At 66.7% G+C, this 26114-nt stretch carries 28 protein-coding genes and 1 pseudogene; 11 read left to right on the top strand and 18 right to left on the bottom strand.

Annotation, left to right across the window (positions count from 1 at the left end):
* Window positions 1–104, bottom strand: a pseudogene (cspA, locus tag QOJ24_RS04675) (cold shock protein CspA); the annotation flags it as partial.
* Between the two features lie 264 nt (window positions 105–368).
* Between cspA and sftH the strand changes: the two are divergent.
* Together sftH and QOJ24_RS04665 are read left to right on the top strand one after the other, a co-directional pair.
* Window positions 369–2687, top strand: coding sequence for a DNA 3'-5' helicase SftH (sftH, locus tag QOJ24_RS04670; protein WP_526259575.1), 2319 nt, complete (start codon window positions 369–371; stop codon window positions 2685–2687).
* A gap of 290 nt (window positions 2688–2977) precedes the next feature.
* Entirely contained in the window at window positions 2978–4087 is a 1110-nt protein-coding gene (locus QOJ24_RS04665; protein ID WP_526259573.1) for a PAS domain-containing protein, read from the top strand.
* Here the strand turns inward: QOJ24_RS04665 and QOJ24_RS04660 are convergent.
* Genes QOJ24_RS04660 through ssd form a run of 7 tightly spaced genes read right to left on the bottom strand, consistent with a single transcriptional unit; the run spans window position 4084 to window position 8505 of the window.
* Window positions 4084–4398, bottom strand: coding sequence for an Rv3654c family TadE-like protein (locus QOJ24_RS04660; RefSeq protein WP_526259571.1), 315 nt, complete (start codon window positions 4396–4398; stop codon window positions 4084–4086). The genes QOJ24_RS04665 and QOJ24_RS04660 overlap by 4 nt on opposite strands.
* Window positions 4388–4693: a TadE family type IV pilus minor pilin gene (locus tag QOJ24_RS04655; RefSeq protein WP_526259585.1), complete on the bottom strand. Its 306-nt coding sequence runs from the start codon at window positions 4691–4693 to the stop codon at window positions 4388–4390. Before QOJ24_RS04655 ends, QOJ24_RS04660 begins: the two co-directional genes overlap by 11 nt.
* Before the next feature lie 23 nt (window positions 4694–4716).
* Window positions 4717–4920 (bottom strand): DUF4244 domain-containing protein, encoded by a 204-nt coding sequence (locus QOJ24_RS04650; protein WP_526259569.1) that lies wholly within the window; start codon window positions 4918–4920, stop codon window positions 4717–4719.
* A gap of 42 nt (window positions 4921–4962) precedes the next feature.
* On the bottom strand, window positions 4963–5535 hold the full coding sequence (locus QOJ24_RS04645; protein WP_526259567.1) for a type II secretion system F family protein: 573 nt from the start codon (window positions 5533–5535) through the stop codon (window positions 4963–4965).
* Window positions 5532–6308, bottom strand: a complete 777-nt coding sequence (locus tag QOJ24_RS04640; protein ID WP_526259565.1) for a type II secretion system F family protein — start codon at window positions 6306–6308, stop codon at window positions 5532–5534. The genes QOJ24_RS04645 and QOJ24_RS04640 overlap by 4 nt, the downstream gene beginning before the upstream one ends.
* Window positions 6305–7471 carry a TadA family conjugal transfer-associated ATPase gene (locus QOJ24_RS04635; RefSeq protein ID WP_526259563.1) on the bottom strand — a complete coding sequence of 389 codons (1167 nt, stop codon included), beginning with the start codon at window positions 7469–7471 and terminating at the stop codon, window positions 6305–6307. Before QOJ24_RS04635 ends, QOJ24_RS04640 begins: the two co-directional genes overlap by 4 nt.
* The gene (ssd, locus tag QOJ24_RS04630) at window positions 7468–8505 is read right to left on the bottom strand and encodes a septum site-determining protein Ssd (protein WP_526259583.1); all 1038 of its coding nucleotides are present in this window, start codon (window positions 8503–8505) and stop codon (window positions 7468–7470) included. Before ssd ends, QOJ24_RS04635 begins: the two co-directional genes overlap by 4 nt.
* 445 nt (window positions 8506–8950) lie before the next feature.
* Here ssd and QOJ24_RS04625 point away from each other — a divergent pair, with 445 nt between their 5' ends.
* On the top strand, window positions 8951–9811 hold the full coding sequence (locus QOJ24_RS04625) for an HAD-IB family hydrolase (RefSeq protein ID WP_526259561.1): 861 nt from the start codon (window positions 8951–8953) through the stop codon (window positions 9809–9811).
* A 415-nt stretch (window positions 9812–10226) separates the two neighbouring features.
* On the opposite strand, the gene QOJ24_RS04620 is transcribed toward QOJ24_RS04625, so the two are convergent.
* Window positions 10227–10970, bottom strand: coding sequence for a Fic family protein (locus QOJ24_RS04620; protein WP_526259559.1), 744 nt, complete (start codon window positions 10968–10970; stop codon window positions 10227–10229).
* Window positions 10971–11063: 93 nt separating this feature from the next.
* Between QOJ24_RS04620 and acs the strand changes: the two genes are divergently transcribed.
* Window positions 11064–13013 carry an acetate--CoA ligase gene (gene acs / locus QOJ24_RS04615; protein ID WP_526259557.1) on the top strand — a complete coding sequence of 650 codons (1950 nt, stop codon included), beginning with the start codon at window positions 11064–11066 and terminating at the stop codon, window positions 13011–13013.
* Between the two features lie 3 nt (window positions 13014–13016).
* Here acs and QOJ24_RS04610 read toward each other — a convergent pair whose 3' ends face one another.
* Complete coding sequence (locus tag QOJ24_RS04610; RefSeq protein ID WP_526259581.1) at window positions 13017–13736, bottom strand: S1 family peptidase; 720 nt, start codon at window positions 13734–13736, stop codon at window positions 13017–13019.
* 134 nt (window positions 13737–13870) lie between these two features.
* On the opposite strand from QOJ24_RS04610, the gene QOJ24_RS04605 reads away from it, so the two are divergent.
* Together QOJ24_RS04605 and QOJ24_RS04600 are read left to right on the top strand one after the other, a co-directional pair.
* Window positions 13871–14392, top strand: coding sequence for a phage holin family protein (locus QOJ24_RS04605; protein ID WP_526259555.1), 522 nt, complete (start codon window positions 13871–13873; stop codon window positions 14390–14392).
* Complete coding sequence (locus tag QOJ24_RS04600; RefSeq protein ID WP_526259554.1) at window positions 14392–15399, top strand: alpha/beta fold hydrolase; 1008 nt, start codon at window positions 14392–14394, stop codon at window positions 15397–15399. Before QOJ24_RS04605 ends, QOJ24_RS04600 begins: the two co-directional genes overlap by 1 nt.
* A 9-nt stretch (window positions 15400–15408) precedes the next feature.
* On the opposite strand, the gene marP is transcribed toward QOJ24_RS04600, so the two are convergent.
* Genes marP through nth form a run of 4 tightly spaced genes read right to left on the bottom strand, consistent with a single transcriptional unit; the run spans window position 15409 to window position 18716 of the window.
* Window positions 15409–16599: an acid resistance serine protease MarP gene (gene marP, locus QOJ24_RS04595; RefSeq protein ID WP_526259552.1), complete on the bottom strand. Its 1191-nt coding sequence runs from the start codon at window positions 16597–16599 to the stop codon at window positions 15409–15411.
* A complete protein-coding gene (locus tag QOJ24_RS04590) occupies window positions 16596–17378 on the bottom strand; it encodes an NUDIX hydrolase (RefSeq protein ID WP_526259550.1) in 783 nt (260 codons plus the stop codon). Before QOJ24_RS04590 ends, marP begins: the two co-directional genes overlap by 4 nt.
* Window positions 17375–18019 (bottom strand): redoxin family protein, encoded by a 645-nt coding sequence (locus QOJ24_RS04585; protein WP_526259548.1) that lies wholly within the window; start codon window positions 18017–18019, stop codon window positions 17375–17377. The genes QOJ24_RS04590 and QOJ24_RS04585 overlap by 4 nt, the downstream gene beginning before the upstream one ends.
* 16 nt (window positions 18020–18035) lie before the next feature.
* Window positions 18036–18716 carry an endonuclease III gene (nth, locus tag QOJ24_RS04580; protein WP_526259579.1) on the bottom strand — a complete coding sequence of 227 codons (681 nt, stop codon included), beginning with the start codon at window positions 18714–18716 and terminating at the stop codon, window positions 18036–18038.
* 250 nt (window positions 18717–18966) lie between these two features.
* On the opposite strand from nth, the gene QOJ24_RS04575 reads away from it, so the two are divergent.
* Window positions 18967–19269, top strand: a complete 303-nt coding sequence (locus tag QOJ24_RS04575; protein ID WP_526259577.1) for a hypothetical protein — start codon at window positions 18967–18969, stop codon at window positions 19267–19269.
* Window positions 19270–19370: 101 nt separating this feature from the next.
* Window positions 19371–20045: a cAMP-activated global transcriptional regulator CRP gene (crp, locus tag QOJ24_RS04570; RefSeq protein ID WP_526259545.1), complete on the top strand. Its 675-nt coding sequence runs from the start codon at window positions 19371–19373 to the stop codon at window positions 20043–20045.
* Window positions 20046–20048: 3 nt separating this feature from the next.
* Here the strand turns inward: crp and QOJ24_RS04565 are convergent, their stop codons facing one another.
* Genes QOJ24_RS04565 through sp36 form a run of 3 tightly spaced genes read right to left on the bottom strand, consistent with a single transcriptional unit; the run spans window position 20049 to window position 21445 of the window.
* Window positions 20049–20819 (bottom strand): MBL fold metallo-hydrolase, encoded by a 771-nt coding sequence (locus tag QOJ24_RS04565; protein ID WP_526259543.1) that lies wholly within the window; start codon window positions 20817–20819, stop codon window positions 20049–20051.
* 3 nt (window positions 20820–20822) lie between these two features.
* Window positions 20823–21287: a RidA family protein gene (locus tag QOJ24_RS04560; RefSeq protein ID WP_526259541.1), complete on the bottom strand. Its 465-nt coding sequence runs from the start codon at window positions 21285–21287 to the stop codon at window positions 20823–20825.
* Window positions 21284–21445 (bottom strand): Sp36 family protein, encoded by a 162-nt coding sequence (gene sp36 / locus QOJ24_RS04555; RefSeq protein WP_090278496.1) that lies wholly within the window; start codon window positions 21443–21445, stop codon window positions 21284–21286. The genes QOJ24_RS04560 and sp36 overlap by 4 nt, the downstream gene beginning before the upstream one ends.
* 48 nt (window positions 21446–21493) lie before the next feature.
* On the opposite strand from sp36, the gene bagA reads away from it, so the two are divergent.
* Both bagA and bagB read left to right on the top strand, forming a co-directional pair.
* Window positions 21494–22513 carry an ATPase BagA gene (gene bagA / locus QOJ24_RS04550; RefSeq protein WP_526259540.1) on the top strand — a complete coding sequence of 340 codons (1020 nt, stop codon included), beginning with the start codon at window positions 21494–21496 and terminating at the stop codon, window positions 22511–22513.
* Entirely contained in the window at window positions 22510–23640 is a 1131-nt protein-coding gene (gene bagB, locus QOJ24_RS04545; RefSeq protein WP_526259538.1) for an ATPase BagB, read from the top strand. Before bagA ends, bagB begins: the two co-directional genes overlap by 4 nt.
* Window positions 23641–23643: 3 nt before the next feature.
* On the opposite strand, the gene QOJ24_RS04540 is transcribed toward bagB, so the two are convergent.
* On the bottom strand, window positions 23644–24000 hold the full coding sequence (locus tag QOJ24_RS04540; protein ID WP_526259536.1) for a WhiB family transcriptional regulator: 357 nt from the start codon (window positions 23998–24000) through the stop codon (window positions 23644–23646).
* A gap of 289 nt (window positions 24001–24289) precedes the next feature.
* On the opposite strand from QOJ24_RS04540, the gene ponA2 reads away from it, so the two are divergent.
* A partial coding sequence (gene ponA2, locus QOJ24_RS04535; RefSeq protein WP_526259534.1) for a transglycosylase/D,D-transpeptidase PonA2 occupies window positions 24290–26114 on the top strand: 1825 nt, incomplete at its 3' end.

Here is a 26114-nt window from a genome sequence, read left to right as displayed (position 1 = left end):
TGAATTTCCGTGTAGTGGACAAACACATCGGCGGAGCCGTCCTCGGGAGCGATAAAGCCGAAGCCCTTCTCCGCGTTGAACCACTTCACAGTTCCCTGTGGCATCTTTCGATCTTTCCTTCTCTTCTACCGGGTACGGCCCACCGACTTCCGGTGCACCGGGCCCGTTCCGACCGCCATACCTTCGTGGTGTCGCCGGAACTTGACCCGACCTAAACCCTCGCAGGAACCGCGACCGCAACGTCGATCCTGCGAGTGCATATACACGAACACAGAAGCTGCGACCGCCATAAGTGAATCATGTTCCAAGCTCCAGCGACAGTCTTGCCGCAGCAACTAGGGAACAATTAATTTGCAGGAGGGCAAACGATGTCGGATTTCGGCCGCGAGCTGCTCGCATGCGCGGTCGAAGGCACCGACCCGGAGGAGAATCCGCTGCGCCATGTGGCAGACCTGGCGTCGCGGCAAGCACGGCCACAGGCGTGGCCGCATTGGGCGGATCCGGATGTGGTGCGCGCGTTCCATGATCGTGGAATCACCGCGCCGTGGTCACACCAGTCCGAGGCGGCCGATCTCGCCCATGACGGCCGTCATGTCGTCCTCAGTACCGGCACCGCGTCGGGCAAGTCGCTGGCCTATCAGCTGCCCATCCTGACGGCGTTCGCGACCGATCCGCGGGCACGCGCGCTGTACCTGTCGCCGACGAAGGCCCTTGGCCACGACCAACTGCGTGCCGCCCATGCACTCATCGACGCGGTGGGCACGCTCGGCACGGTCGCGCCAACCGCCTATGACGGCGACAGCCCGAGCGAGGTACGACGATTCGCGCGCGAACGGTCACGCTGGATCTTCTCCAATCCCGACATGATCCATCTGTCGCTGTTACGCAACCACGCCCGGTGGGCCGTGTTCCTGCGAAACCTGCGCTACATTGTCGTCGACGAATGCCATTACTACCGAGGCGTTTTCGGCTCGAACGTGGCGATGGTGTTGCGCCGCCTGATGCGGCTCTGCACGCGCTACTCTGCTGCGCCGACGGTGATCTTCGCCAGCGCAACGACCGCCTCACCGGCGGCCACCGCCTCGGAGTTGATCGGGCAGACGGTGCTCGAAGTGACCGAGGACGGCTCACCCCAAGGTGCACGCACCGTCGCGCTGTGGGAGCCGGCGCTGCGCACCGACCTGGTCGGGGAGAACGGCGCGCCGGTGCGGCGCTCCGCCGGTGCCGAGGCGGCGCGGGTGATGGCCGACCTGATCGCCGAAGGCGCCCGCACACTGACGTTCGTCCGGTCCCGGCGCGGAGCCGAACTCACCGCGTTGGGCGCCCGTGCGCGGCTGGAGGACGTCGCGCCCGAGTTGGCGGGCCGGGTGGCGTCCTACCGCGCCGGTTACCTCGCCGAGGACCGTCGCGCTCTGGAACGCGCACTGGCCGAGGGCGATCTGCGCGGCCTTGCCAGTACCAACGCGCTGGAACTCGGTGTCGACATCGCGGGCCTCGATGCCGTGGTGCTTGCCGGCTTCCCCGGAACTGTGACGTCGTTCTGGCAGCAGGCCGGACGGTCCGGCAGGCGTGGGCAGGGTGCGCTGATCGTGCTGATCGCCCGCGACGACCCATTGGATACCTACCTGGTCCATCATCCGGAAGCATTGTTGGACAAGCCGATAGAGCGAGTTGTCATCGACCCCGGCAACCCGTACGTGCTCGGGCCGCAACTGCTTTGCGCGGCAACTGAGCTGCCCTTGACCGACGCGGAGGTGCGCGCGTGGAACGCCGAAGACGTCGCCGGCGCCCTGGTGGACGACGGGCTGCTGCGCCGGCGGTCGAGCGGCTACTTCCCCAGCCCCGGCGTGGACCCACATCCCGCGGTCGACATCCGCGGTTCCTCCGGCGGCCAGATCGCGATCCTGGAAACCGCGACCGGGCGGCTGTTGGGCAGCGCCGATGTCGGAAGGGCGCCGGCGACCGTTCACCCGGGGGCGGTGTATCTGCACCAGGGTGAGACCTACATGGTGGACTCTCTCGATTTCGAGGACGGTTTGGCCTTCGTGCACGCCGAGGATCCCGGCTATACGACGTTCGCTCGCGAACTCACCGACATCGCGGTGACCGGTCCCGGCGAGCGAAAGAGCTTTGGGCCGGTAACTATCGGGCTGGTCCCGGTGTCGGTGAGCAACAAGGTGATCGGCTATCTGCGCCGCGAACGCAGCGGCGAGGTGATCGACTTCGTCGAGCTCGACATGCCGACCCGCACCCTGGACACCAAGGCGGTGATGTGCACGATCACTCCGGAAGCATTGCAGGACAACGGCGTCGAACCGCTGCGGATACCGGGCGCCCTACATGCCGCAGAGCACGCGGCAATCGGCCTGCTCCCGCTGGTGGCCAGCTGCGACCGCGGCGACATCGGCGGATTGTCGACCGCCGTCGGTCCGGTGGCGGGCCTGCCGACGATCTTCGTTTACGACGGCTATCCCGGCGGCGCCGGTTTCGCCGACCGCGGCTTCGAGCAGATCTCCGCGTGGTGGGGTGCGACGGCCGCGGCAATCGAGGCCTGTGAATGCCCGATGGGCTGCCCGTCATGTGTGCAGTCGCCGAAGTGCGGGAATGGAAACGACCCTCTGGACAAGGCGGGCGCGGTGCGCGTGCTGCGTCTTGTGCTGCGCGAATTGCAGCGCCAGGAAAGATAACCCACGGCGACGGCCGACCCCTCGACGGCCGCCCCCGTGGACCAGCTATCGACGGTGCCGGTTCGGGCACGCCGAGCGCCAGCCGGTCTCGATCAAACGGTCACACAACGCGATCCGTTTCAGTACCCACCGGTATGGCGTAGACGTAAATTACCTCGTCGTAGCGTTTCGGGCAACTCAAATGGCCATATTCGACAGCGTTAAGTAACTGGTATATACCAAGCGGCTGCGGATTTCGTTGTGGCGTCTACCTGGTGGTTCGTAAACCGCAGACCGGTAAGATTTGCCCAATGAGCCACGACTGGCTGCTCGTGGAGACGTTGGGCGGCGAGCCTGTTGTGGTGGCCGATGGCCGTCAGACCAAGAATCTCATCCCGATCAGCGTATTTCTGCGACGAAGTCCGGACCTGATGGCAATTCAGACCGCGATATCCGACACTGTGCGCGCCGGCGAGGCGATGAGCGCCATTACTCCGCGCAACGACCGCGTAATCCGCACCGAGCCCGTCGTGATGTCAGACGGGCGATTGCACGGCGTTCACGTCTGGATCGGGCCGCTGAATATGGAACCGCCGGAGCGCCCGATACCCGGACCGCTCAAGTGGGACCTCACCGAGGGCGTAGCCACCGACACCCCCGAGTCGATCTACAACAGCGGCCGAGACCCTTCGACCGAAGCAACCCATGGCCGGACGTTCGCTGAAGACCTGCCCATGCGCGCCCTCAACGCGAGTGAGACCAAGGTGTTGTCGATGGCGATCAAGGGCGAGCCTGGCATGACGATGTGCAGCACGTGGAACGTCACCGACCATAAGGGCGAGACGATCTCGGTCGGCTTCGTCGCCCGCGCCAATCAGGAGGCGCAGGACGATGGCAGCGAGCGGCTGATTTGTCGCGCCATGAACTGGCGTGCTGACCCCGAGGGTCCGTCACTGCCGCCCGACCACCTGGCGCAACGGATTCTCGACGGCCTGGCGCGCCCTGGAGTGCACCGCGCGCTGGTGGATCCGGTCAATTGGAGGCTGCTCAAGTGGCTCGATAGGCCGGCGCCGTTCTTCGACTGGCACGCCCGAGAGGCGGGACGGCAAGCCGTCAATCCCGCCGACGCGGTGCACATGGCGCGGATGACGCTGGAATTCGCCAACGGATCCACCAGCGCCGTCTTGCGCTTGCGGTCGACCGACGGCGGATGGATTCCCGTGCACATGACCATCAACCGAGTCGAACTCGAGCCGGGCACGTTCGCCGCCCTGCTGGCGCTGCGACTGCCGACGGAAGCGGAGTTGGCGGTGGTCGATTTCTCCGACGACCACGACCACGACGCCCCGGAGGAGAAGAAGCCGCGCAAGGACAAGAAGCGGAAGAAGAAGAACAAGAGCAAGAAAGACGCCGGCGACTAAGTCGGGCCCGCCCGGGCGGCGGCGCGCGCCGGGCCGGCCTGCACTGTCACAACCACATCGAGTTCGTCGATTTCGCAGGCGGCAAGCTCGACCTTCATGGCCTTTGCGATCACCGATGCCTGGCCGCAGGCCAGTTCGGCGCCTTCGGGTAGTCGCAGCGCGGCCGCGAGCGCTGCCATGTCAGCGGCCGACTGCGCGCGGTGCCGGGCGACAACTGCCGACCCGATATAGATCCCGCCGACGGTGACCGTCAGCAGCACCGCCATCATCGCGGCGGCGAGTACAGTTGCCGCGCCCCGGTCACCACCCATTCGGTTCGATCGCCGATACCGTCTCCGCCCGTATCGTGACCCCCGGCAACAGGATCGAATGAGCTGTGACCGTCGCGACCACCAGACCACTTTCTTTGCGAATGTCGAGCTTGGCTCCGTACGGAGCAATGCTCTCGTGCGCCTGCAATGCATCCCCCTCCGCCCCGCGTGCCGCAAGGCGGGCCGCTTCCCTGGCCGCGTCGATACACCGCACCTGCATCGAGACTGCGGTGAGTCCGGCCATGCAGACCAGCAGAACCACCACCAGCGCGGCGATGGCGAATGCCGCCTCGATGGTGGTGGCGCCACGATCACCGGTCAGACGTTGGTGTTCAGCGCCCGATTGATGATGTTCGTCAAGGCGGTGACAATCGAGTCGCCGGTGACGACCGTATACAGAATCGCCCCGAACGCCGCGGCGGCAATCGTGCCGATGGCGTATTCGACCGTCGACATACCCGCGTCGTCGACCAGTAGCACCACCACCCTCGCCTTGATTTCGCGAATCACGTTCGCCACCATGTGTTTTCCCTTCTGTTGGTTGACCGGACAGTGCGGGGAGGCTCATGTCAGCCCCGACCGAAGCACGTCGCCTGCCAGCCCCGCGACGATCGGGACGATGCCCAGGCATACGAAGGCGGGCAGATAGCACAACCCGAGCGGGCCTGCGATGAGTACCGAAGCGCGCTGGGCTCTGGCGTCAGCCGCCGACGCCGCATCGTGGCGCGACTGATCGGCCAAGTCGGCAACCCCTTGGGCCAACGCGGCGCCAGACATCGCCGATCGCCTGGCGAGCCGGAGCAGGGCATCGCCGTGATTGCCCAGCGGTGGGCCTGAATTCGACCATGCCGCAGCGGGATCCGCGCCAAGCGCCAGCATATCTGCGGCACGGTCGAGCACCGCGGCAAGCCGGCGCGGCGCCGATGGTGCCGCTGCAGCGGCCGCCGACGACACCGCCATACCTGAGGTCAGGCACGTCGCGAGCACGTCGAAGGTGGACGCGACGGCGAGAGGATCCGTGTCGCTCGACGACGGTGCAGACGTCGTCGAACTCTCGGCCGCCCTTGGCAACCGAATCCTCGACGGACTAGCGGTGATCAGAAGTGCGGCTGCCAACAGAAGAGCCGAGGTGCTCATCCCCCCGCCCCCGCCGTGATGCGGTCCGACCACAGGAGCCCGCAGCACGCGAGCGTCACACCGGCAGCCAGCAGCCAGCCACCGGCGCCGCCGGACAGCAGGAAGTGCAGCGGGTCGGCCCCGATGAGTTGGCCGAGGCCGATGCCGAGTACCGGTAGACCGGCCAACACCGCCGCGGTGGTGCGGGCGCCCGCCATTCCGGCGTCCACCCGAGCCGAGAAGTGTTCACGCTCAACGACATCGCGATGCGCCGCGCGCATCAAGGTCGCGATCGCCAGACCGTGGGTCTGCGCCAGCCCCCAGAACAGAGCTAGCCGCTCCCAATGCGCGGACAACCGCGATGACGTCGCGAAACCGCGGAGGCCCGCTGCCACGTCGGCGCCCAACCGCGCCCGTGCCGCGACGCCACGCAGGTTTTCCGCGACGGGTCCGTCGATCTCGCCCGCCGCGACTTCGAATGCGGCCACCGGGTGGGCGCCGACTCGCAGTTCACCGGTCAGCACGTCGAGCGCGCTCTGCAGTGCGGCGACTTCCCTCGCGTGTGCTCGGCGCGCGAGCGACCGCCGGCGGCGCAGTGTCACCGTTGCGCCGACGATGGCCGCGGCGAGGGTAACCGCGGCGGGCAGCACCACCGCCATCGCGCAGGCGCACGTGACCGCGATCGCCACCGCGGGCAGCCGCCGTCGGGTGCGCTGCGCTTGAGCCAGCCGATGCCGCGACGGGCGGGGTGCGACGAGGATCGCCAACGCCAACGCGAGCGCCGCCGTGGTCACTGCACACCTCGCTGCCTCAGCAGAGACATCAGATCATCTGCGCCGCTGCCGAATCCGCTGTCCGCGCACCACGCCGATACGACCCCGACCAATCCGCTGCCTGACCCCCGCAGCACAGCGATCTCGTCGAGCCTGCGCTTGCCCGATCGGTTGCGACCGACGTGCAACAGCACCTGAACGGCCGCCGCGAGTTGACTGTGCAACGCCAACCGGTCCAGGCCACCGACAGCTGCGAGCGCCTCAAGCCGGGCGGGCACCTCGGCGGGATTGTTCGCATGCACTGTGCCGGCCCCGCCGTCGTGACCCGTGTTGAGTGCCGCGAGCAGATCGACTACCTCCGCGCCCCGCACCTCGCCGACGACGATCCGGTCCGGTCGCATCCGGAGCGCCTGCCTGACCAGGTCACGGACGGTAATCTCGCCTATCCCTTCGACATTCGCACATCGCGCGACCAGCTTCACCAGGTGCGGATGCCGAGGCTGCAACTCGGCGGCATCCTCCACACAGACGATGCGTTCGCCAGGCGACACGGCGCCAAGCACCGCGGACAGCAGCGTCGTCTTCCCGGCGCCGGTCCCTCCAGAGACGAGGAACGCCAGCCGGGCGGCGACAATCTTGTCGAGCAGCGCGGCCGCCTCGGGGGCGATCGCCCCGGCGCGTGCGAGTGTCGCAAGATCCTGGGTTGCCGGCCGCAGCACCCGCAACGACAGGCAGGTACCGCCGCAGGCGATCGGCGCGAGCACCGCGTGTAACCGAACCGTGAACTGGTCTGCGGTCAAGCCGATCAGCTGGCCGTCCACCCATGGCTGGGCTTCATCGAGCCTGCGGCCCACACTCAGCGCGAGACGCTGCGCCAGTCGCCGCACCGCATCCTCGTCGGCAAACCGGACGGAAGTACGCCGCAATCCGCTTCCGTCGTCGACCCACACAGCGTCGGGCGCGGTGACCAAGACATCCGTTGTGCCTTCCGCGCGTAGCAGCGGCTCGAGGATGCCGACACCGGTCAGCTCCGTCTGCAGCATCCGCAAATTGCTCAGCACCTCGGTGTCGCCGAGCACTCCTCCCGATTCAGCGCGGATGGCGGCGGCCACCACATCGGGGCGCAGGGGCGCGGATTCGGCGGCCAGCCGCTCGCGAACCCGATCGATCAGCGGGATGCTCACGCTGCGGCCGCCGATGGATGCTGCGCCAACACCGTCAGCACCCGTCGCGCTGCGATGGCAAGAGATGAGCGGTGACTCATCCGCAACCCGCCGCGCTCCAGCATCGCTGCGATGCCGGGTTGCGCCCGCACGGACGCCAGCAGCGGCAGGTCGACGATGCGCGCCACGTCCACCGACCGCAAGCCCGCCGGTGACGGGCCGCGAACCACGAGGCCGACGTTCGGGTTGATGGCGCCCAACGCCGCCGCAACGGCTGTCGCCGCAGCGCAGCCGCCGACATCGGCCGTGGTCACCAGGACGACCAAGTCCGCTGCGCCCACGGCGAATTCAACCGACCGAGAAAGCGCACGGGGCAGATCGCAGACCACAGTGACGCCGCCCCGTCGCCCCGCATCGATGACCGCGGCCAGGGCACCGGGCTCGACCTCATTACCAGGGCGGACACTGGACAGCACGCTCAGCCCGTCCAGTCGCGGCAGCGCCTGTCGCAATGCTGCGAAGTCGAGCCGGCCGTGCTGCAGAGTCAGGTCCGGCCATCGCAACCCCTGCGTGTCCTCGGTGCCGACCAGTAGATCGATACCGCCGCTCCACGGGTCACCATCAATGAGCAGAGCGGTGCGCGCCGACCGTGCCAGTGCCGTCGCGAACAACGACGCGCCTGACCCGCCGCGGCCGCCCATCACGGCGACCACCGAACCTCTGGCCCCGTCGTCGCCACCGGATGCCGCGGCCGCCGACAACGCCGTGACGAAGTCGGCCTCATCCGCGGGCAGATTCATCACGTGCTGGGCGCCGACCGCGATTGCGGTCTGCCAGTCGCGAGCCTGTGGTTCACCGCGGCTGACCATGATGACGTGGGCGCGCCGCGGTAGCGACGGCACCCAGCAGCTGCCTGCTCCCGCCGCGTCGAAAACGACCGCCCTGGCCCCGGTCCAGGCTTGCCGACTCGGCGGGTGCGCAAAATGAACGACGGCCACGCCCGCAGCGGCGGCGACGCGGTCGACCTCGTCGCGCATCGCCGATTCGGCAAGCATCGCGAGGACGCCGTTTCCTGCGCTCATAAGTCCACACTGTCGGCGCGGTGTGACGCGACGCCAGCGCCATTACGGCTTCTGTGGATGGGGTGCGAACTGTGTACAGGTGGTGTCGACTTGGCAACGAAAACGAGATTCCGCAACTACCGCGGACTTGCCCACCTATCCGACCAACGAAAAGGGTCTGGAAAAGGGACGACCCCCGCCAGGGGGGGAGGAGGCGGAGGTCGTCGTGTATCAGCCCCGGGGGGTCGGGCTGATGCACACCCGGCATAAGCCGAGTAATCCTCACTATACACACGGAAAGCCCAAGAGGCGCAAGAAGTGCTTGCTACTGAAAGCACCCGCCAGCCTCGCAGAAGTGCAGTCATCGGCACGTGTCGTGAACTGCCATTTTGACCGCTTGGCCGGTTAGCGCGGGCCGGTGCGCCCTATGCTGGGCCTTGTGACCGCAACCGATCCGGCGGCCGCGGGGGGCGTTGTACCGCAAACGAAGCCGACAACCGGACAGCCCGTTCGCACTGCAGCGTTCTTCGACCTCGACAAGACGGTCATTGCTAAGTCCAGCACGCTGGCTTTCAGCAAACCCTTCTACGACCAAGGGCTAATTAATAGACGCACCGTACTCAAGTCCGCTTACGCCCAGTTCCTGTTCCTCATGTCGGGCGCTGACCACGACCAGATGGACCGGATGCGAAATTACATCACCAATATGTGCGCCGGCTGGGACGTGGAACAGATCAAGTCGATCGTCGGCGAGACCCTGCACGAGATCGTCGACCCTCTGGTCTTCGCCGAGGCCGCCAACCTGATCGCCGACCACAAGCTGTGCGGCCGTGACGTCGTCGTCGTGTCGGCGTCGGGCGAGGAGATCGTCGGGCCGATCGCCAAAGGGCTCGGCGCGACGCACGCGATGGCCACCCGGATGGTCGTCGAAGACGGGAAGTACACCGGCCAGGTCGCGTACTACTGCTTCGGCGAGGGCAAGGTGCGGGCGATTCAGGAGCTGGCCGCACGCGAGGGGTATGCGCTCGAACACTGCTACGCCTACTCCGACTCGATCACCGACCTGCCGATGCTCGAGGCGGTCGGGCGTCCGACCGTGGTGAACCCCGACCGTGCTCTGCGCAAAGAGGCCGTGGCTCGTGGCTGGGAGGTGCTGACCTTCAGCAGACCGGTCCCACTGCGCGACCGACTTCCCGCTGCGCCGTCCGGCGCTGCCGTCGCAACGACCGTTGCGGTCGGTTTGACCGCCGTTCTGGCGGGCGCGCTGACGTACTCGCTACTGCGCCGATTCGCTTTCTAACGTCCGACCGACGGTAGTAGCTGACGGCCCGGCGGTAACGATCAAATCTCGCGGGCGATTCACCCTTGCTGTGACCGGGGTCACGGAGTACAAAGGAAGCACGGAAGCCTGGCTAGGCCAAGCTCGAGCCGGAAGAGAAGGCGCGAACTCCCGAAGACAGGCTGCCCAGCACGGATCCCGGCACCCACGCGGAGCTAAAGCCGCTGAATAGGCAAAAGTGTTGCGGGCCTGCGTAATTGCGAAGAGCGGACGACCACGACGACCCCTTGGGTGGGGTTGCAGCCGTAGCGCATCGTCAAAGACGCCGAGGCCACCCACGCACACCTGACCAGCACGCTTGGTAACCGGAGTCCGTGCTAGCGGGCGACGAGCCGAACCAGTTTCGGAGCGTCGCCCGCTTCACTTTGCTGAGGCGCTATTTTGCGGAGCTAGACGCGATCGACAGCGCCTCGGCTGCGCCGGCCCGCAGCGCTTGACAACTCAGCACCAACCAGGCGGTCAATCCGGCGGGTGTGCCCGATGCGAATCCGCGCGCGGCGGCGTGATAATCGCCGGAACGCCGCATCCAGAAGACCTCCGGCACGCCAAGACCGTGCGGATCCAACCCGCTCGCCATCGTCACCAACCGCGACACGCCACGGGCGACCAACCCGTCGGCGGTGCCGAACGGCGCCAGCGTCAGAAGCTCACCGTGCGCGACCGCGGCCAGCACGGTCGCAGGCACGTCAGATTTGCCGGTGACCATTTCGACCAGCAGCTCGAGCCGAACGCCGACGTCCGCATCGGCTCGCGGGCGCCCGAGCCGGTCGTCGTCGACGAGGTCGGCGGCGGCCAGGGCGTGCAGCCGCGCCAATGCCTGCATCGGCGCCTTCTGCCACACCCCGACCAGAGCCGTCGCGCCACCTTCCAGCGCTTCGGAAACCCGCAGAGCGCCCGCGAGCACCGGATCGGGCTCCCCGGTTTCCGGCAGCGCCAACGAGCCACCCTCGAGTACCGACGATGCCCTTGCGGCGCGCAGCGCGGCTTCAGCGGCCGTTGCAGGCCAGCCCCGAAGGTTGGTGCGGTGGCGGTGCGCCTTGCCAAGAGCCTCGCGCGCCTCGTCACTTGCGCCTGCCACGCCGGGCAGTGCGGCCAGCGGCGTCAGCGGATGCGGCGTCATTCCGGCAAGGCTAGCGGCGCGCGAACGGAGACCCAGATGGGATGGGAAACAAGGCAATGTCGATGCCACCATCCGGTGACTAGGCTCACAGATATGTCGCAGAACCATGCAGAAGGGCCATCCACCTATCCCCCCGCCGACGACTTCGCCGCGCAGGCGAACGCGACCGCCGAGCTGTCCAGTGAGGCCGAGAAGGACCGGTCGGCGTTCTGGGCGAAGCAGGCCAACCGGTTGTCATGGGAGACCCCGTTCGACGAAGTCCTCGACTGGTCCGACGCGCCCGTCGCGAAGTGGTTCGTCGGCGGCAAGCTCAACGTCGCCTACAACTGCGTCGACCGCCACGTCGATGCGGGCAACGGAGACCGGGTGGCGATCCGCTGGGAAGGCGAGCCCGAGGACGACAGCAGGGAGATCACCTACTCCGAACTGCTCGCCGAGGTGAGCAAGGCGGCCAATGCGTTGACCGACCTCGGCCTCGTCGCGGGTGATCGGGTGGCGATCTACATGCCGATGCTGCCCGAGGCGATCGTGGCCATGCTGGCCTGCGCACGCCTTGGCGTGCTGCACTCCGTAGTCTTCGCCGGCTTCTCCTCGTCGGCACTGGCGGCGCGCATCGAGGACGCCGAGGCCAAGCTTGTGATCACATCGGATGGCCAATACCGGCGCGGCAAGGCGGCGTCGCTCAAGGAGCCCGTCGATGAGGCCGTGGACGGCCAGAAGTCAGTCGAGCACGTACTCGTGGTGCGCCGCACCGGGATTGACACGCCGTGGACCGATGGTCGCGACCTGTGGTGGCATGACGTCGTGGACAAAGCCTCCCCCGAGCACACGCCGGAGGCGTTCGACTCCGAACACCCGCTGTTCCTGCTCTACACATCGGGCACCACCGGCAAGCCCAAGGGCATCATGCACACCTCGGGCGGCTATCTGACACAGGCGTCGTACACGCATTACAACGTCTTCGACGTCAAGCCTGAGACCGACGTCTATTGGTGCACAGCGGATATCGGCTGGGTCACCGGCCACACCTACATCGTTTACGGACCGCTTTCCAACGGCGTCACCCAGGTGGTCTACGAGGGCACCCCGAATTCGCCAGACGAGCACCGGCACTTTCAGATCATCGAGAAGTACGGTGTGACAATCTATTACACGGCACCGACGCTGATCCGGATGTTCATGAAGTGGGGCCGCGAGATTCCCGACTCCCACGATCTTTCCAGCCTTCGGCTGCTGGGTTCCGTCGGCGAGCCGATCAATCCCGAGGCATGGAGATGGTACCGGGATGCGTTCGGCGGCAACCGAACTCCGATTGTGGACACCTGGTGGCAGACCGAGACCGGCGCGATCATGATCTCGCCGCTGCCGGGCGTGACGGCCGCGAAGCCGGGTTCGGCGATGACGCCGCTGCCGGGCATCTCGGCGATGATCGTCGACGAGGACGGCAAGGAGCTGGTCCCAGGCGCCGACGAGGCCGAGCATGTCACCGGCTACCTGGTGCTCGACCAGCCGTGGCCGGCGATGCTGCGCGGCATCTGGGGTGATCCCGAGCGCTACAAGGAGACGTACTGGTCGCGCTACGACAAGCAGGGCTGGTACTTCGCGGGAGACGGCGCCCGTGTCGACGCCGACGGCGACATCTGGGTGCTCGGCCGCATCGATGACGTGATGAACGTATCGGGCCACCGGATCTCCACCGCCGAGGTCGAGTCCGCTCTGGTGGGTCATTCCGGGGTGGCCGAAGCGGCCGTCGTCGGCGCCAGCGACGACGACACCGGCCAGGGCATCTGCGCGTTCGTCATCCTTACGGCGAACACACCCGACAACGAGGGCATGGTCGACGAGCTGCGTGAGCAGGTCGCCAAGGAGATCGGAAAGATCGCGCGGCCCCGCGAGATTCACGTCGTGCCCGAGCTGCCCAAGACACGCAGCGGCAAGATCATGCGGCGGCTGCTGCGCGACGTCGCCGAGGGTCGCGAGCTCGGCGACACGTCGACGTTGGTCGACCCGACCGTGTTCGAGGCGATCCGCGCTGCCAAGTAGCCGCTAGGCGGCAGCCGGCGCGCTTCCGACGGGCACGAATCCCGAGCCGGGCCGGTTCTTGGCGGCGATGTCGGCCAACTGGGTATTGATCGACATCGCGACCGCAGGCGTGTGCAACGGGATGAACTTGACGACGCAAGTCGGCAGGTCCTCCGCGAACGCGCCGTGGATCATGCCGACAAGCCGGTTGTTGACGGTTACCGGCGCCCCGGAGTCGCCCGGCTGCCCACACACCTGGCTGACGATCGTGCCCGGCTCTTGGCCCGGTCCCCATACGACGCCGCAGGAGTAGCCGGTGGTCCGGCCGAGCTTGCATGCGACATCGCCGGTGGCGGGGTCGGGCCCGAGGCCATCGATCTGGAAGTTGTCGACGTTGTTGAGCGGCGTCACCTTTTGCGGGTCGAACTGGATCACCGCGTAGTCGAGGGCGTCGTTGCCGGCGACCATGGCGCCGAGCACGCCGCTGGCTTCGGCCCCTTCTGCGCCGACCTGCGCCCCAGGACCGCCGCAGTGGGCGGAGGTGAAGCCGATCAGGTTGCCTCGGTTGTCATTGCCGATTGCGGTCAGCGTGCACAACGTGTCTCCGTTGATGACGAGCCCCGAGCCACCGCCCAGCGGAACCGGGTCGTCAGCGTGTGCCACGGGGGAGCCCGGCGCCAGTATCGCGGCCATTGCCGCCGTGACCACCGAGAATCGTGCCAGCCAGCGGTGCGCGGTCTTCAAAAAACCCATCCCCTATCGACGTCCCCGACCCGCCTGCTCGACTGTGACGGTCAGTCTATCGCTCGGCCGGGATCGTTTAGCCCGACGCCACGTGGCAACATGACTCGAGGACATCGACATCGGGAGGACCGTTCGTGAGCAGTGCCGACCGGAAGAATGGCGTACCGACCACCGTCACCTCGATCCCGCTGGTGGATCCACACGCTCCCAAGCCCGATCCGTCGATCGGTGAGCTGGTCAAGGATGCGACAGCGCAGGTGTCGACGCTGGTGCGGGCAGAGGTGGAGCTGGCGCGCGCCGAAATCACCCGCGACGTCAAGAAGGGCCTCACCGGCAGCGTTTTCTTCATTCTGGCGCTGGTGGTGCTCTTCTACTCGACGTTCTTTTTCTTCTTCTTCGTCGCCGAGCTTCTCGACACGTGGCTGTGGCGGTGGGCTGCCTTCCTGATCGTGTTCGGCGTGATGGTCCTCGTCACGGCTGTGCTCGCGCTGTTCGGCTATTTGAAGGTTCGTCGCATTCGGGGCCCACAGAAGACCATTGAGACGTTCAGAGAGATTCCCGACGCGCTGACGCCGGGTCACGAGAAGACCAAGGCGTTGCGCGCCTCCGACGGCAAGGCCGCGGCCGACCCGACCGCGGATCCGTCTGGCTGGTAATGGTACGGAGCCGCGCTGGCGGCGACATCGGCCGGATACCCGATCCGTCGGTCGTCCGGATCGACGGTCCGTGGCGGCATCTCGAGGTGCACGCCAACGGGATTCGGTTCCATGTCGTGGAAGCCGACACCAGGGCCGACGGAGCCGCACCGGCGGCGACATCAAACAACGAATCACCGGACCCGATGACCGAGCGGCCGTTGGTGATCCTGCTGCACGGTTTCGGCTCCTTCTGGTGGTCGTGGCGCCACCAGCTGCGCGGCCTGCGCAATGCCCGCGTCGTCGCCGTCGATCTGCGCGGATACGGCGGCAGCGACAAGCCGCCGCGTGGCTACGACGGCTGGACGCTGGCCGGCGACACCGCGGGCCTTGTCCGGGCGCTGGGTCATCCGTCGGCGACGCTGGTCGGCCACGCCGACGGTGGACTGGTCTGCTGGGCGACGTCGGTGCTGCATCCACGAATGGTCAAAGCGATCGCGGTGATCAGCTCACCGCATCCCGCCGCGCTCCGCAGGTCTGCCCTCACCCGGCGCGACCAGGGGCGGGCGCTGCTGCCGTCGATGCTGCAGTACCAGGTGCCGATGTGGCCTGAACGCGCGTTGATGCGGCACGACGCCGCAGAGCTGGAGAGGCTGGTGCGTAGTCGGGCCAGCGCGAAATGGGTTGCCTCAGAGGACTTCTCCGAGACCATCGCCCACATGCGCCGAGCCATCCAGATTCCCTCGGCTGCTCATTCCGCGTTGGAGTACCAGCGTTGGGCGGTGCGCAGCCAGCTGAAGAGCGAGGGTCGGCGCTTCATGCGCTTGATGAAGCGACCCCTGACCGTGCCGATGCTGCACATCCGCGGCGACGCCGACCCCTACGTGCTGCCCGACGCGGTGAACCGAACCCGGCGTTACGCGCCTCACGGCCGCTACGTGTCCATGGCCGAGGCGGGACATTTCAGCCACGAAGAGACGCCCGACGCGGTCAACGAACAGCTGTCACGCTTCCTGGATCACCGCTGAGGACATTCGTCAGGCGTTGACACACACGCCGGTGGCGACTGGGGTGGTGCTACCCATTCTGTCGAGTTGTCGGCGAACTTCCTTGGCGGTCAGTACGAATCCGGTTTCCGCGTCGTCGACCGCGGCGCCGAACACCACGCCGAGGACCTGCCCCTGCCGGTCGATCAGCGGGCCGCCCGAATTACCTTGCTTGATAGTCCCTCGCACGGTGTAGACCTCGCGTTTGACGGTCTTGCTCTTGTAGATGTCGGGTCCTTGGAGCTCGATGGTCTCGCGTATCCGCGCCGGGATGGCCTGGAAGCCGCCGCCACCCGGGTAGCCGAGCACCAGCGCATCGTCGCCGTCCTCAGCGGGTTGCGGCGCGAACGGAAGCGGCGTCGACGGCAGCCCCGGCACGTCGAGGATCGAGATGTCTGCGTCCGGGTCGTAGGAGATCACCGTGGCGTCGTACGTCTGGCCGTCGGCCTCGAGCGTGACCGTCTCGGTGCCGGCGACCACGTGCGCGTTTGACATCACCCGGTTGGGTGCGACGACGAAACCTGTTCCCTCAAGGACTTTTTGGCAACCTGGCGCGACACCGCGGATCTTGACGATGCTCGGCCGGACTTCCGCGACCTTCGGATCGTTGATCAGAGCTGCATCCGGCGCGTCGACGTTGGCAATCGGGGTGCGCCCGAAGTTTCCCAGCACGTCGGGCAGTCCGGAGGTGTCCAACAGCGCCTTGAGCCGGTTCGGCACTGCCTTGAGCCACGGCGGAGCGACCTGGTCGACCTGACTCAGCACCTTTGAACCACGCACGGCCGCAGCCAGATTCGGCTGATTGGTCGATGTCAGCGGGGTGGCAAGCAGATACGCCACCACGGCTACGGCCGCCACCATCACCACGACGCCGATCACCGAGTCGAACAGCCGCAGCGTGCCGCTGCGGATCGCACCACGCACGGCGCGGCCCAGCACCACACCCGCGATCTCGCCGACCACGACCAGCCCGAGGATCAGGAACAGGGTGATGAACAGCTGTGTGCGGGTGCCTGCGACATGGGTGACGATGTGTGGCGCCAGCAGGACGCCGGCCACGGCACCGAGGACGACGCCGATGAAGGACAGCAGCGAGCCGAGCGCCCCGGATCGCCAGCCGGAGATCGCCGCGACGAACGCGACCGCCAGCACGGCCATGTCCAGCCACTGAGACGACGTCATAGTTGTGCCCCTCCGTCGGTGTCATCATGACCGACGAGGGCCATCACTTCGTCCAACTCGCGCACGTCTTCGGTGTTCCAGGGTCGTGCCCACCCGGCCACGTCGAGCATCGCCGAGATCACCTGTCCGGTGAAACCCCAGACCAACATCTCGTTCAGCAGGAAGGCCGGCCCGGCCAGGCGTCGGGTGTTCTCTTTGCGGTACACCATCAGCCGATTCTCGGGGTTGATGAATGCGCGCACCGGTACGCGCGCCACGACGGCGGTCTCCGATTCGTCGACGACGAAGACCGGGCCCGGATCCGGCGAGTAGGCGAGCACCGGCACCACGTGGAATCCCGACGGAGGGATGAACATCTTCTCCAGCGTCGCCAGCGGTGTCAGCCTGCTGGTGTCGATGCCGGTCTCCTCCGTTGCCTCGCGCATGGCCGTGAATATCGGACCGTTGTCGCCGGGGTCGGCGGCTCCGCCGGGGAATGCGGCCTGACCGGCGTGATGCCGAAGCGTCGACGCCCGAACTGTCACCAGCAGATCGGCATCGTCGGGCAGACCGCCGTTCGGTGAGTCCGCCGGGCCCGAAAAGAGCACCAGCACCGCGGCGTCGCGACCCGTGCCGGTCAGCGCGGCCTTCGCGTTGGCCGCAGTCACCAACGCCAGCAGTTCAGCGGGCACCCGTCGCCGGTAGGCCTGCTTCACGGCGCGTGCGTTGTCTACCAGGGGCTTCAGCCACGGTGGAGCGGCGCCTGGAGATAACAGGCTCCGCTCGCTCTCCGGACTCACCCCGGCACTCCTATCTGTGGATCGACCGCGGCGGCGATGTCGTCGGCGCTGGCGAACGAACGCGGCAAGATTTCGGCAACGCTACCGTCCGGCCGCAGCACCACCGTCGCGGGCATCACATTGGGCACCTGCAGTGCAGCGGCGATCAATCGCCTGCCGTCCTGCAGCGTCGGCAGCCGCACACCCAGCTCTGCAAGCCGCAACAGCGCCGCGGTCTCGTTCTCGTCTTGGTGCACCGTCACCACCGAGACAGCCGGGCCGACGCGACGTTGATACTCCGCCATCGCAGGCAGTTCCTCGGCGCACGGCGCACACCAGTACGCCCACAGGTTGAGCACCACGGTGCGGCCGGCCAGCGCCTTGGCGACGTCGACGTCGGCGCCATCGGCGGCGCACTCGACCGTGATCCCCCGCAGCTTCGCCGAACCCGCGCCTGCTCCGTCGGCCGGACAGGGCGCGAGATCAGCCCTCGACCGCGGGTCGGCCAGCGCATCGGCAGTGTCGGCGTCGCGGTGCTCTCTGGCAGGCGCCTGGCCGGGTCTGCCCGTCGGACCGTCGCGGCCCAGCTGAGTCCACAGCCCGACTCCGAGCGCGACGATGACGACGAGCGTCGCCACGGTCCACCGGGTCGACGTACTCATGACTCAGGCGGGTCGGCTACAGGCCGGCCAGCGCCAGCAGATGTTGGGTTTCTGGACCCTTGACCAGAGGGGCGGCAACAAGCGGATCCGTCGGCCCTTCCCCGAAGGAGGGGCAGTCCTTGGCCAGCACACACACACCGCACGCAGGCTTGCGGGCATGGCAGACCCGGCGCCCGTGGAAAATCACCCGGTGGCTGAGCAGCGTCCACTCGCGGCGCTCGATGAGCTCGCCGACGGCATGCTCGACTTTGACCGGGTCCTCGAGCTCCGTCCACCGCCACCGCCGGACCAGCCTGCCGAAATGGGTGTCGACGGTGATGCCGGGGATGTCGAAGGCGTTGCCGAGGATCACGTTGGCGGTCTTGCGGCCGACGCCGGGCAGCGTCACGAGCTCCGCCATGGTGGACGGCACCTCGCCGTCAAACCGCTCGACGAGTTCCTGACCGAGCCGGATGAGTGAGTTGGCCTTGTTGCGATAGAAGCCCGTCGGCCGAACCATCTCCTCGAGCTCGGTGCGATCGGCCTGTGCGTAGTCCGTTGCGGTGCGGTACTTCTCGAACAACGCCGGGGTGGTCAGGTTGACGCCCTTGTCGGTGCTCTGCGCCGAAAGGATGGTCGCCACCGTCAGCTCGAGGGGGTTGGTGAAGTCGAGTTCGCAGTACACGTGCGGAAATGCTTGCGCTAGCGCGCGATTCATCCGCCTTGCGCGGCGCACCAGGCCGGTGTGGGTCTCAGAGTCCCACTTGCGCGACGACGCCCGTCTGGCCGGCTTGGGCTTCGCCGTCTTCTCCGTCGAGGACTCACCAACAGTCACGGGTGCAAGCGTACTGAGACGGCCGAGAACGGATACTGCGACCGGTGACAATTCGTGATCCCCCCGAGACCTTCGACGTGTTAACTACCTGCTTGTGTCGTGGTTGCTGGTGGGCTTCATCCCAGGGTTGCTGATGCTTGCCACCTTTGGCCTGCAGCGCCTCGAATCCGGCCTCGACAGCGACACGGTCTCGGCCGCCGACGTCGCCGAGTTTCTCGAGCAGGCGCGCGCCGATGACGTCCGTACGCTGGCGCGGGACGGAATGCCGGGGGCGCTCGACGGCATGCACCGCCGACTTCAGGAACGCATCCCCGAGCCCGAGCTCGCCACGCGCTACGTCATCGACGATGACTGGTCGAATTTGCCAACACCGCTATATGTGGACAACGTGGCCAATACTGAATTTCAGCCGTCTCCGCATGCCAATCGTGTGTAGCGTGACTACTCACGAAATGGCCAGCCTCTAGACTGATCTCGCAAAGCATTTAGAGGTTGGCGTGCGCATGTCATATCACTCAACAGCTTAAGAGGGGCAACGTGGACGAGATCCTGGCCAGGGCCGGAATCTTCCAGGGAGTCGAGCCGAGCGCCGTATCCGCGCTGACAAAGCAGCTGCAGCCCGTCGACTTCCCGCGCGGACACACCGTGTTCGCCGAGGGAGAGCCCGGAGATCGGCTGTTCATCATCATTTCGGGCAAGGTCAAGATCGGCCGCCGGTCACCGGACGGACGCGAGAATCTGCTCACCATCATGGGCCCGTCTGACATGTTCGGCGAGCTGTCGATCTTCGACCCCGGCCCACGGACGTCGAGCGCGACCACGATTACCGAAGTGCGTGCGGTTTCGATGGACCGCGAAGCGCTGCGTGCCTGGATCGCCGATCGACCCGAGATCGCTGAGCAGCTGCTACGGGTGCTCGCTCGCCGGCTGCGTCGCACCAACAACAACCTCGCCGACCTGATCTTCACCGACGTGCCCGGCCGCGTCGCCAAGCAACTGCTCCAGCTGGCTCAGCGCTTCGGCACTCAAGAAGGCGGCGCGCTGCGGGTGACCCACGACCTCACGCAGGAAGAGATCGCCCAGCTGGTCGGCGCGTCACGGGAGACGGTCAACAAGGCGCTCGCGGACTTCGCCCATCGCGGGTGGATTCGGCTGGAAGGCAAGAGCGTGCTGATTTCCGACTCAGAGCGACTGGCCCGCCGAGCCCGTTAGGGATTACCCGCGCAGGTAGTCGAGTTGGGCCTGCACGCTCCATTCGGCGAAGTCCCAAAGCTTTTCGTCGACGTCGGTGTAGACGTGTTCGACGATCTGACGCGCGGTGGCGTCGTCGCCGAGTGCCTGCAGCGCGTCGCGCACCTGGGCCAGCCGCTGCTCGCGGTGCGTCAGATACATCGCGGTCACCGCCTCGAGATCGTCGAGATCGGGGCCGTGCCCGGGCAGCACCGTCCGATGCCCCAGCCCCTGAAGCCGCTCGAGCGACTGCAGATACTCACCGAGGCTGCCGTCCTCGGAGTCGATCACGGTGGTGCCCTGGCCGAGCACGGTGTCCGCGGTCAGCACGGCGTCGTCGAGCACGAAGGACAGCGAATCCGCGGTGTGGCCCGGTGTCGCCATCACTGTGATGTGCAGCCCTGCCGCATCGATGACCTCACCGTCGGTCAACGGGCCGCCGAGGCCGCGCAGAAAGCCGCTTCCCACCGCACGGACCACCGCCCCGGTGCGCTCGACGATCTTGTCGATGGCGCCGGTGTGGTCCTCGTGCTTGTGGCTGATGAGCACCAGCGGGATCTTGCCGAGTTCGGCGATCTTGGCGATGTGTTCGTCGTCATCGGGGCCCGGGTCGACGACCACCATCTCGTCGCTGCCCACACCACGCAAGACCCAGGTGTTCGTGCCGTCCAGCGTCAACGGGCCGGGGTTGTTGCACAGCAGCACCGACGCCGTCTCGGTCACCGGGCGCAACAACCCGTACGCGGGATGCTGCACGGCTCACGCCACCTCGACGATCAGCTCGACCTCCACAGGCGCGTTGAGCGGAAGTTCGGCCACCCCGACCGCGGACCGCGCATGCGCGCCCGCCTCGCCGAAGACCTCGCCGAACAGTTCGGATGCGCCGTTGACGACGCCGGGCTGGCCGTGGAAGCCGGGTGCGGAGGCGACGAAACCGACGACCTTCACCACCCGGGCGATGGCGTCGATGCCGACCAGCGAATCCACGGCAGCGAGCGCATTGAGTGCACAAATCCTGGCGAGAGCCTTGGCCTGCTCGGGGGTGACCACGCCGCCGACGGCGCCGGTGGCAGGCAACTCGCCTGCCACCATCGGCAGCTGCCCCGCGGTGTAGACCAGATTTCCGGTCTGCACCGCGGGCACATAGGCGGCCACGGGTTTGACCACCGGCGGCAGATCGATGCCCAGTTCGGAGAGCCGGGCTGACCAGCCGCCGCCGCTCATTTCGGCCGTTTCAGATAAGCGACGTGTTGCTCACCGGTCGGCCCGGGCAGCACCGAGACGAGCTCCCAGCCGTCCTCTCCCCACTGGTCGAGAATCTGCTTGGTGGCATGCGTCAGAAGGGGGACAGTGGCGTACTCCCACCGGGTGGATTCGCTCATGCGGCTGAGCTTATCCGGCGAGCCGAGCGCCTTGGCTAGGCTGCAGTGGTGGCTATCGAAGCGAATGACCGTAAACCGGTCGGCTGGCCGTCCAGGCTGACAAAGGCGCGGTTGCACTTCGTCACCGGCAAAGGCGGCACTGGCAAGTCGACCATCGCCGCCTCGCTGGCACTGGCGCTGGCCGCAGGCGGCCGGAAGGTGCTTCTGGTCGAAGTCGAAGGGCGGCAAGGCATTGCGCAGCTTTTCGATGTGCCGCCGCTGCCGTATGAGGAAGTGAAGATCGCGACCGCCGACGGCGGCGGAACGGTCAACGCGCTGGCCATCGACATCGAGGCGGCGTTCCTCGAATACCTCGAGATGTTCTACAACCTCGGGTTGGCGGGCCGGGCGATGCGCCGCATCGGCGCCGTCGAGTTCGCGACGACGATCGCGCCTGGCCTACGGGACGTGCTGCTCACCGGCAAGATCAGGGAGATCATCACCCGCGGAGACAAGGGTAAACAGCCTGTCTACGACGCGGTCGTGGTCGACTCCCCGCCCACCGGTCGCATCGCCCGCTTCCTCGACGTCACCAAGGCGGTCTCGGATCTCGCCAAGGGTGGTCCGGTGCACTCGCAGGCCGAGAGCGTGGTTAAGGTGCTGCATTCTGACCTGACGGCCATTCACCTCGTGACGCTGCTGGAGGCGCTTCCGATGCAGGAGACGTTGGAAGCGATCGACGAGCTTCAGGCGCTAAAGCTGCCGATCGGCAGCGTCATCGTCAACCGCAACATTCCCGCCTATCTGGCACCCGACGCGCTCGCCAAGGCGGCAGAGGGCGACATCGACGCCGATCAGGTGCGTGCCGATCTCGCCGAGGCGTCGATCACACTGTCCGACAATGACTTTGCCGGTCTGCTGACCGAGGCCATTCAGCACGCCACGCGCATCGCCGCGCGTGCGGAGAGCGCAGAACAACTGGAGGAGTTCGAGGTGCCCCGGCTGGAACTGCCAGACATCCCCGATGGCGTCGACCTTGGCAGCCTTTACGAATTGGCGGAAGCGCTCAACAACCAAGGGGTGAGATGAGCACCACACCGCAGGCACTGGACATGGCCGCGATCCTGCACGACACGTCGAACCGCGTCGTGGTGTGTTGCGGCGCAGGCGGTGTCGGCAAGACGACGACCGCTGCGGCGATGGCGCTGCGAGCCGCCGAGTACGGCCGAACGGTCGTGGTGCTGACCATCGACCCCGCGAAGCGTCTCGCCCAGGCGCTGGGCATCAAGGATCTGGGTAACACGCCCCAGCGGGTTCCCTTGGCGCCCGAGGTGTCCGGCGAGCTGCACGCGATGATGCTTGACATGCGTCGCACGTTCGACGAGATGGTCATTCAGTACTCGGGATCCGAACGCGCGCAAGGGATTCTGGACAACCAGTTCTATCAAACCGTTGCCACCTCGCTCGCTGGCACGCAGGAATACATGGCGATGGAGAAGCTGGGCCAGCTGTTGGCCGAGGACCGATGGGACCTCGTGGTCGTCGATACGCCGCCGTCCCGTAACGCCCTGGATTTCCTTGACGCCCCGAAACGTCTGGGCGGCTTCATGGACAGCCGGCTGTGGAAGCTGCTGCTTGGTCCCGGCCGCGGCATCGGAAAGCTGGTGTCGGGGGCGATGGGCCTGGCCATGCGCGCGCTGTCGACTGTGCTCGGCTCACAGATGCTGTCGGACGCCGCGGCATTCGTGCAGTCGCTGGACGCCACGTTCGGTGGGTTCCGCGAGAAGGCCGACCGCACCTATGAGCTGCTGAAGCGGCGCGGCACCCAGTTCGTCGTGGTGTCCGCGGCCGAGCCGGACGCCTTGCGCGAGGCGTCGTTCTTCATCGACCGGCTTTCCTCGGAGCACATGCCGCTGGCCGGCCTCATCCTCAACCGGACCCACCCGACGCTGACGTCGCTGCACGCCGATAAGGCCGCAGAGGCCGCCGACTCGCTGGCGGCCGAGGATCCCGAGGCGCTGACCGCCGCGGTGTTACGGATTCACGCCGCGCGGGCGGGGACGGCCAAGCGCGAGGTTCGGCTGCTGTCGCGGTTCACGGGCGCCAACCCGCATGTATCGATCGTGGGAGTGCCGTCCTTGCCGTTCGACGTGTCGGATCTCGAGGCGCTGCGCGCGATCGCCGATCAGATCACCGGCGAAGCTCCCGCGGCGTAGGCGCTAAACGGCGCTGCGATGTTTGCGCTGGGCGGCGAAGAAGTCGGCCCAGGAGACCACCTCGGGGTGCTGCTTGAGCAGAGCCCGACGCTGGCGCTCGGTCATGCCACCCCAGACACCGAACTCCACGCGGTTGTCGAGGGCGTCGGCGCCGCATTCCGAGATCACCGGGCAGTGCCGACAGATCACTGCGGCTTTGCGCTGAGCCGCGCCGCGCACGAACAATTCGTCGGGATCGGCTTGCCGGCAGCGGGCCTGGGAAACCCAGGCGATTCGGGCCTCGGCCTCTGCGCCTTGAACCAAACTGGTGGGAAGAGAGGTAGTAGCAGTCCTGCGCGCAACTGGCCGTGTGCTCGACACCAGCGTTTCCCCTTAAGTCCAGCCGCCGTTACTTGACGGCTCAGTCCTCCGGTGTAGAACGCTGATGCGATCTACGCCACATTGCGCAGGTCTTTGTTACCTGAATCGCACTGTAGGTACAAGCTAGGTGGTCAAAGGGTATTTACGCAACAGTTTGTTTGCCCCTTTTTTGGGACAACCGTCCAGACACGCCGCGCAGCGCAAACCCGATCCCGGCCGTAACGCCCTTTATGCTGGCAATCTGGCCGCGCGGCGTAGGCAACGCGGCAGGCTAGTTACTCTGTAGGGCATGCCGGAGCGCCCACCGAATAGACCGCCGGCCACGGTCACGGTTATCAAGCTCGCGTGGTGTTGCCTGCTGGCCAGCGTGGTGGTCGCGGGATTGATGTTTCCGGTTGTCGGCGGGTTCGGACTGGTGTCCAACCGGGCCTCCGATGTGGTTGCTAACGGGTCTGCTCAGCTCGTCGAGGGTGAGGTGCCCGGAGTCTCGACGATGGTGGACGCCAAGGGCAACGTCATCGCGTGGCTGTATTCGCAACGCCGGTTCGAGGTGCCGGGCGACCAGATCGCCGACACGATGAAGCTCGCCATCGTCTCGATCGAGGACAAGCGGTTTGCCGAGCACAACGGCGTCGACTGGAAGGGCACCCTGACGGGCCTTTCGGGCTATATGTCCGGCAACATCGACACCCGCGGCGGATCCACCCTCGAGCAGCAGTACGTGAAGAACTACCAGTTGCTGGTGATTGCGCAGACCGACGCGGAGAAGCGCGCAGCCGTCGAGACCACGCCGGCCCGCAAGCTGCGGGAGATCCGGATGGCGCTGACGTTGGACAAGACGTTCACCAAGCCGGAGATCCTCACCCGATACCTGAACCTGGTGTCGTTCGGCAACAACGCCTTCGGCATCCAGGACGCCGCGCAGACCTACTTCGGTATCGACGCCTCGGCACTGAACTGGCAGCAGTCCGCGCTGCTGGCCGGCATGGTGCAGTCGACAAGCACGCTGAACCCCTACACGAATCCCGACGGCGCGCTGCAACGCCGAAACCTCGTGCTCGACACGATGATCGACAACATTCCGCAGGAAGCCGAGGCGCTGCGCGCCGCCAAGGAGCAGCCGCTGGGCATCCTGCCGCAGCCGCAGGAGTTGCCCCGCGGCTGTATCGCCGCGGGCGACCGGGCCTTCTTCTGTGATTACGCGCTCGACTACCTGGCCCGCGCAGGCATCAGCAAGGAGCAGGTGGCCAGGGGCGGCTACCTGATCAAGACGACGCTGGACCCCGATGTTCAGGCGCCGGTGAAGTCCGCGATCGACGGCATCGCGAGCCCCGACATCCAGGGCGTCGCCAGCGTGATGAGTGTGGTCAGGCCGGGCAAGGACTCCCACCCGGTGTTGGCGATGGCCAGTAACCGGACGTACGGCCTCAACATCGACGCCGGTGAAACCATGCAGCCGCAACCGTTTTCGCTCGTCGGCGACGGCGCAGGTTCGACATTCAAGATCTTCACCACCGCCGCCGCCATGGACATGGGAATGGGCATCAATGCCCAATTGGACGTGCCGGGGCAGTTCCAGGCGAAGGGCCTCGGCAGCAGCGACACCCCCGGCTGCCCGAGAGAAACCTGGTGCGTGAAGAACGCGGGCGGGTATCGCGGCTCGATGAACGTCACCGATGCCCTCGCCACCTCGCCGAACACCGCGTTCGCGAAACTGATCTCGCAGGTCGGCGTCCAGCGGTCGGTGGACATGGCAGTCAAGCTCGGCCTGCGGTCCTATGCACTGCCGGGCACTGCCCGCGACTACGACCCGGAGAGCAACGAAAGCCTCGCCGACTTCGTGAAACGGCAGAACCTGGGATCGTTCACACTGGGGCCGATAGAGGTGAACGCGCTCGAGTTCTCCAACGTCGCGGCGACCCTGGCATCCGGCGGAATGTGGTGCCCGCCGAATCCGATCGACAAGGTCTTCGACCGTCGCGGCCAAGAGGTTTCGGTGACCACCGAGACCTGTGAACAGGTGGTTCCCGAGGGCCTGGCGAACACGCTGGCCAACGCCATGAGCAAGGACGACCAAGGGGGAGGCACCGCCGCCGGGTCGGCCGGTTCCACGG

It is taken from the genome of Mycobacterium sp., from assembly GCF_032159775.1.
Lineage (GTDB): Bacteria > Actinomycetota > Actinomycetes > Mycobacteriales > Mycobacteriaceae > Mycobacterium.
This window is presented reverse-complemented; position numbering and strand designations above follow the sequence as displayed.

Coding starts and splice junctions, on each gene's coding strand:
- sftH (WP_526259575.1), top strand. CDS start 369: ATGTCGGATTTCGGCCGCGAGCTGCTCGCATGCGCGGTCGAAGGCACC.
- QOJ24_RS04665 (WP_526259573.1), top strand. CDS start 2,978: ATGAGCCACGACTGGCTGCTCGTGGAGACGTTGGGCGGCGAGCCTGTT.
- QOJ24_RS04660 (WP_526259571.1), bottom strand. CDS start 4,398: ATGGGTGGTGACCGGGGCGCGGCAACTGTACTCGCCGCCGCGATGATG.
- QOJ24_RS04650 (WP_526259569.1), bottom strand. CDS start 4,920: ATGGTGGCGAACGTGATTCGCGAAATCAAGGCGAGGGTGGTGGTGCTA.
- QOJ24_RS04645 (WP_526259567.1), bottom strand. CDS start 5,535: ATGAGCACCTCGGCTCTTCTGTTGGCAGCCGCACTTCTGATCACCGCT.
- ssd (WP_526259583.1), bottom strand. CDS start 8,505: ATGCTTGCCGAATCGGCGATGCGCGACGAGGTCGACCGCGTCGCCGCC.
- QOJ24_RS04620 (WP_526259559.1), bottom strand. CDS start 10,970: ATGACGCCGCATCCGCTGACGCCGCTGGCCGCACTGCCCGGCGTGGCA.
- acs (WP_526259557.1), top strand. CDS start 11,064: ATGTCGCAGAACCATGCAGAAGGGCCATCCACCTATCCCCCCGCCGAC.
- QOJ24_RS04600 (WP_526259554.1), top strand. CDS start 14,392: ATGGTACGGAGCCGCGCTGGCGGCGACATCGGCCGGATACCCGATCCG.
- marP (WP_526259552.1), bottom strand. CDS start 16,599: ATGACGTCGTCTCAGTGGCTGGACATGGCCGTGCTGGCGGTCGCGTTC.
- QOJ24_RS04585 (WP_526259548.1), bottom strand. CDS start 18,019: ATGAGTACGTCGACCCGGTGGACCGTGGCGACGCTCGTCGTCATCGTC.
- nth (WP_526259579.1), bottom strand. CDS start 18,716: ATGAATCGCGCGCTAGCGCAAGCATTTCCGCACGTGTACTGCGAACTC.
- QOJ24_RS04575 (WP_526259577.1), top strand. CDS start 18,967: ATGCTTGCCACCTTTGGCCTGCAGCGCCTCGAATCCGGCCTCGACAGC.
- QOJ24_RS04560 (WP_526259541.1), bottom strand. CDS start 21,287: ATGAGCGGCGGCGGCTGGTCAGCCCGGCTCTCCGAACTGGGCATCGAT.
- sp36 (WP_090278496.1), bottom strand. CDS start 21,445: ATGAGCGAATCCACCCGGTGGGAGTACGCCACTGTCCCCCTTCTGACG.
- bagB (WP_526259538.1), top strand. CDS start 22,510: ATGAGCACCACACCGCAGGCACTGGACATGGCCGCGATCCTGCACGAC.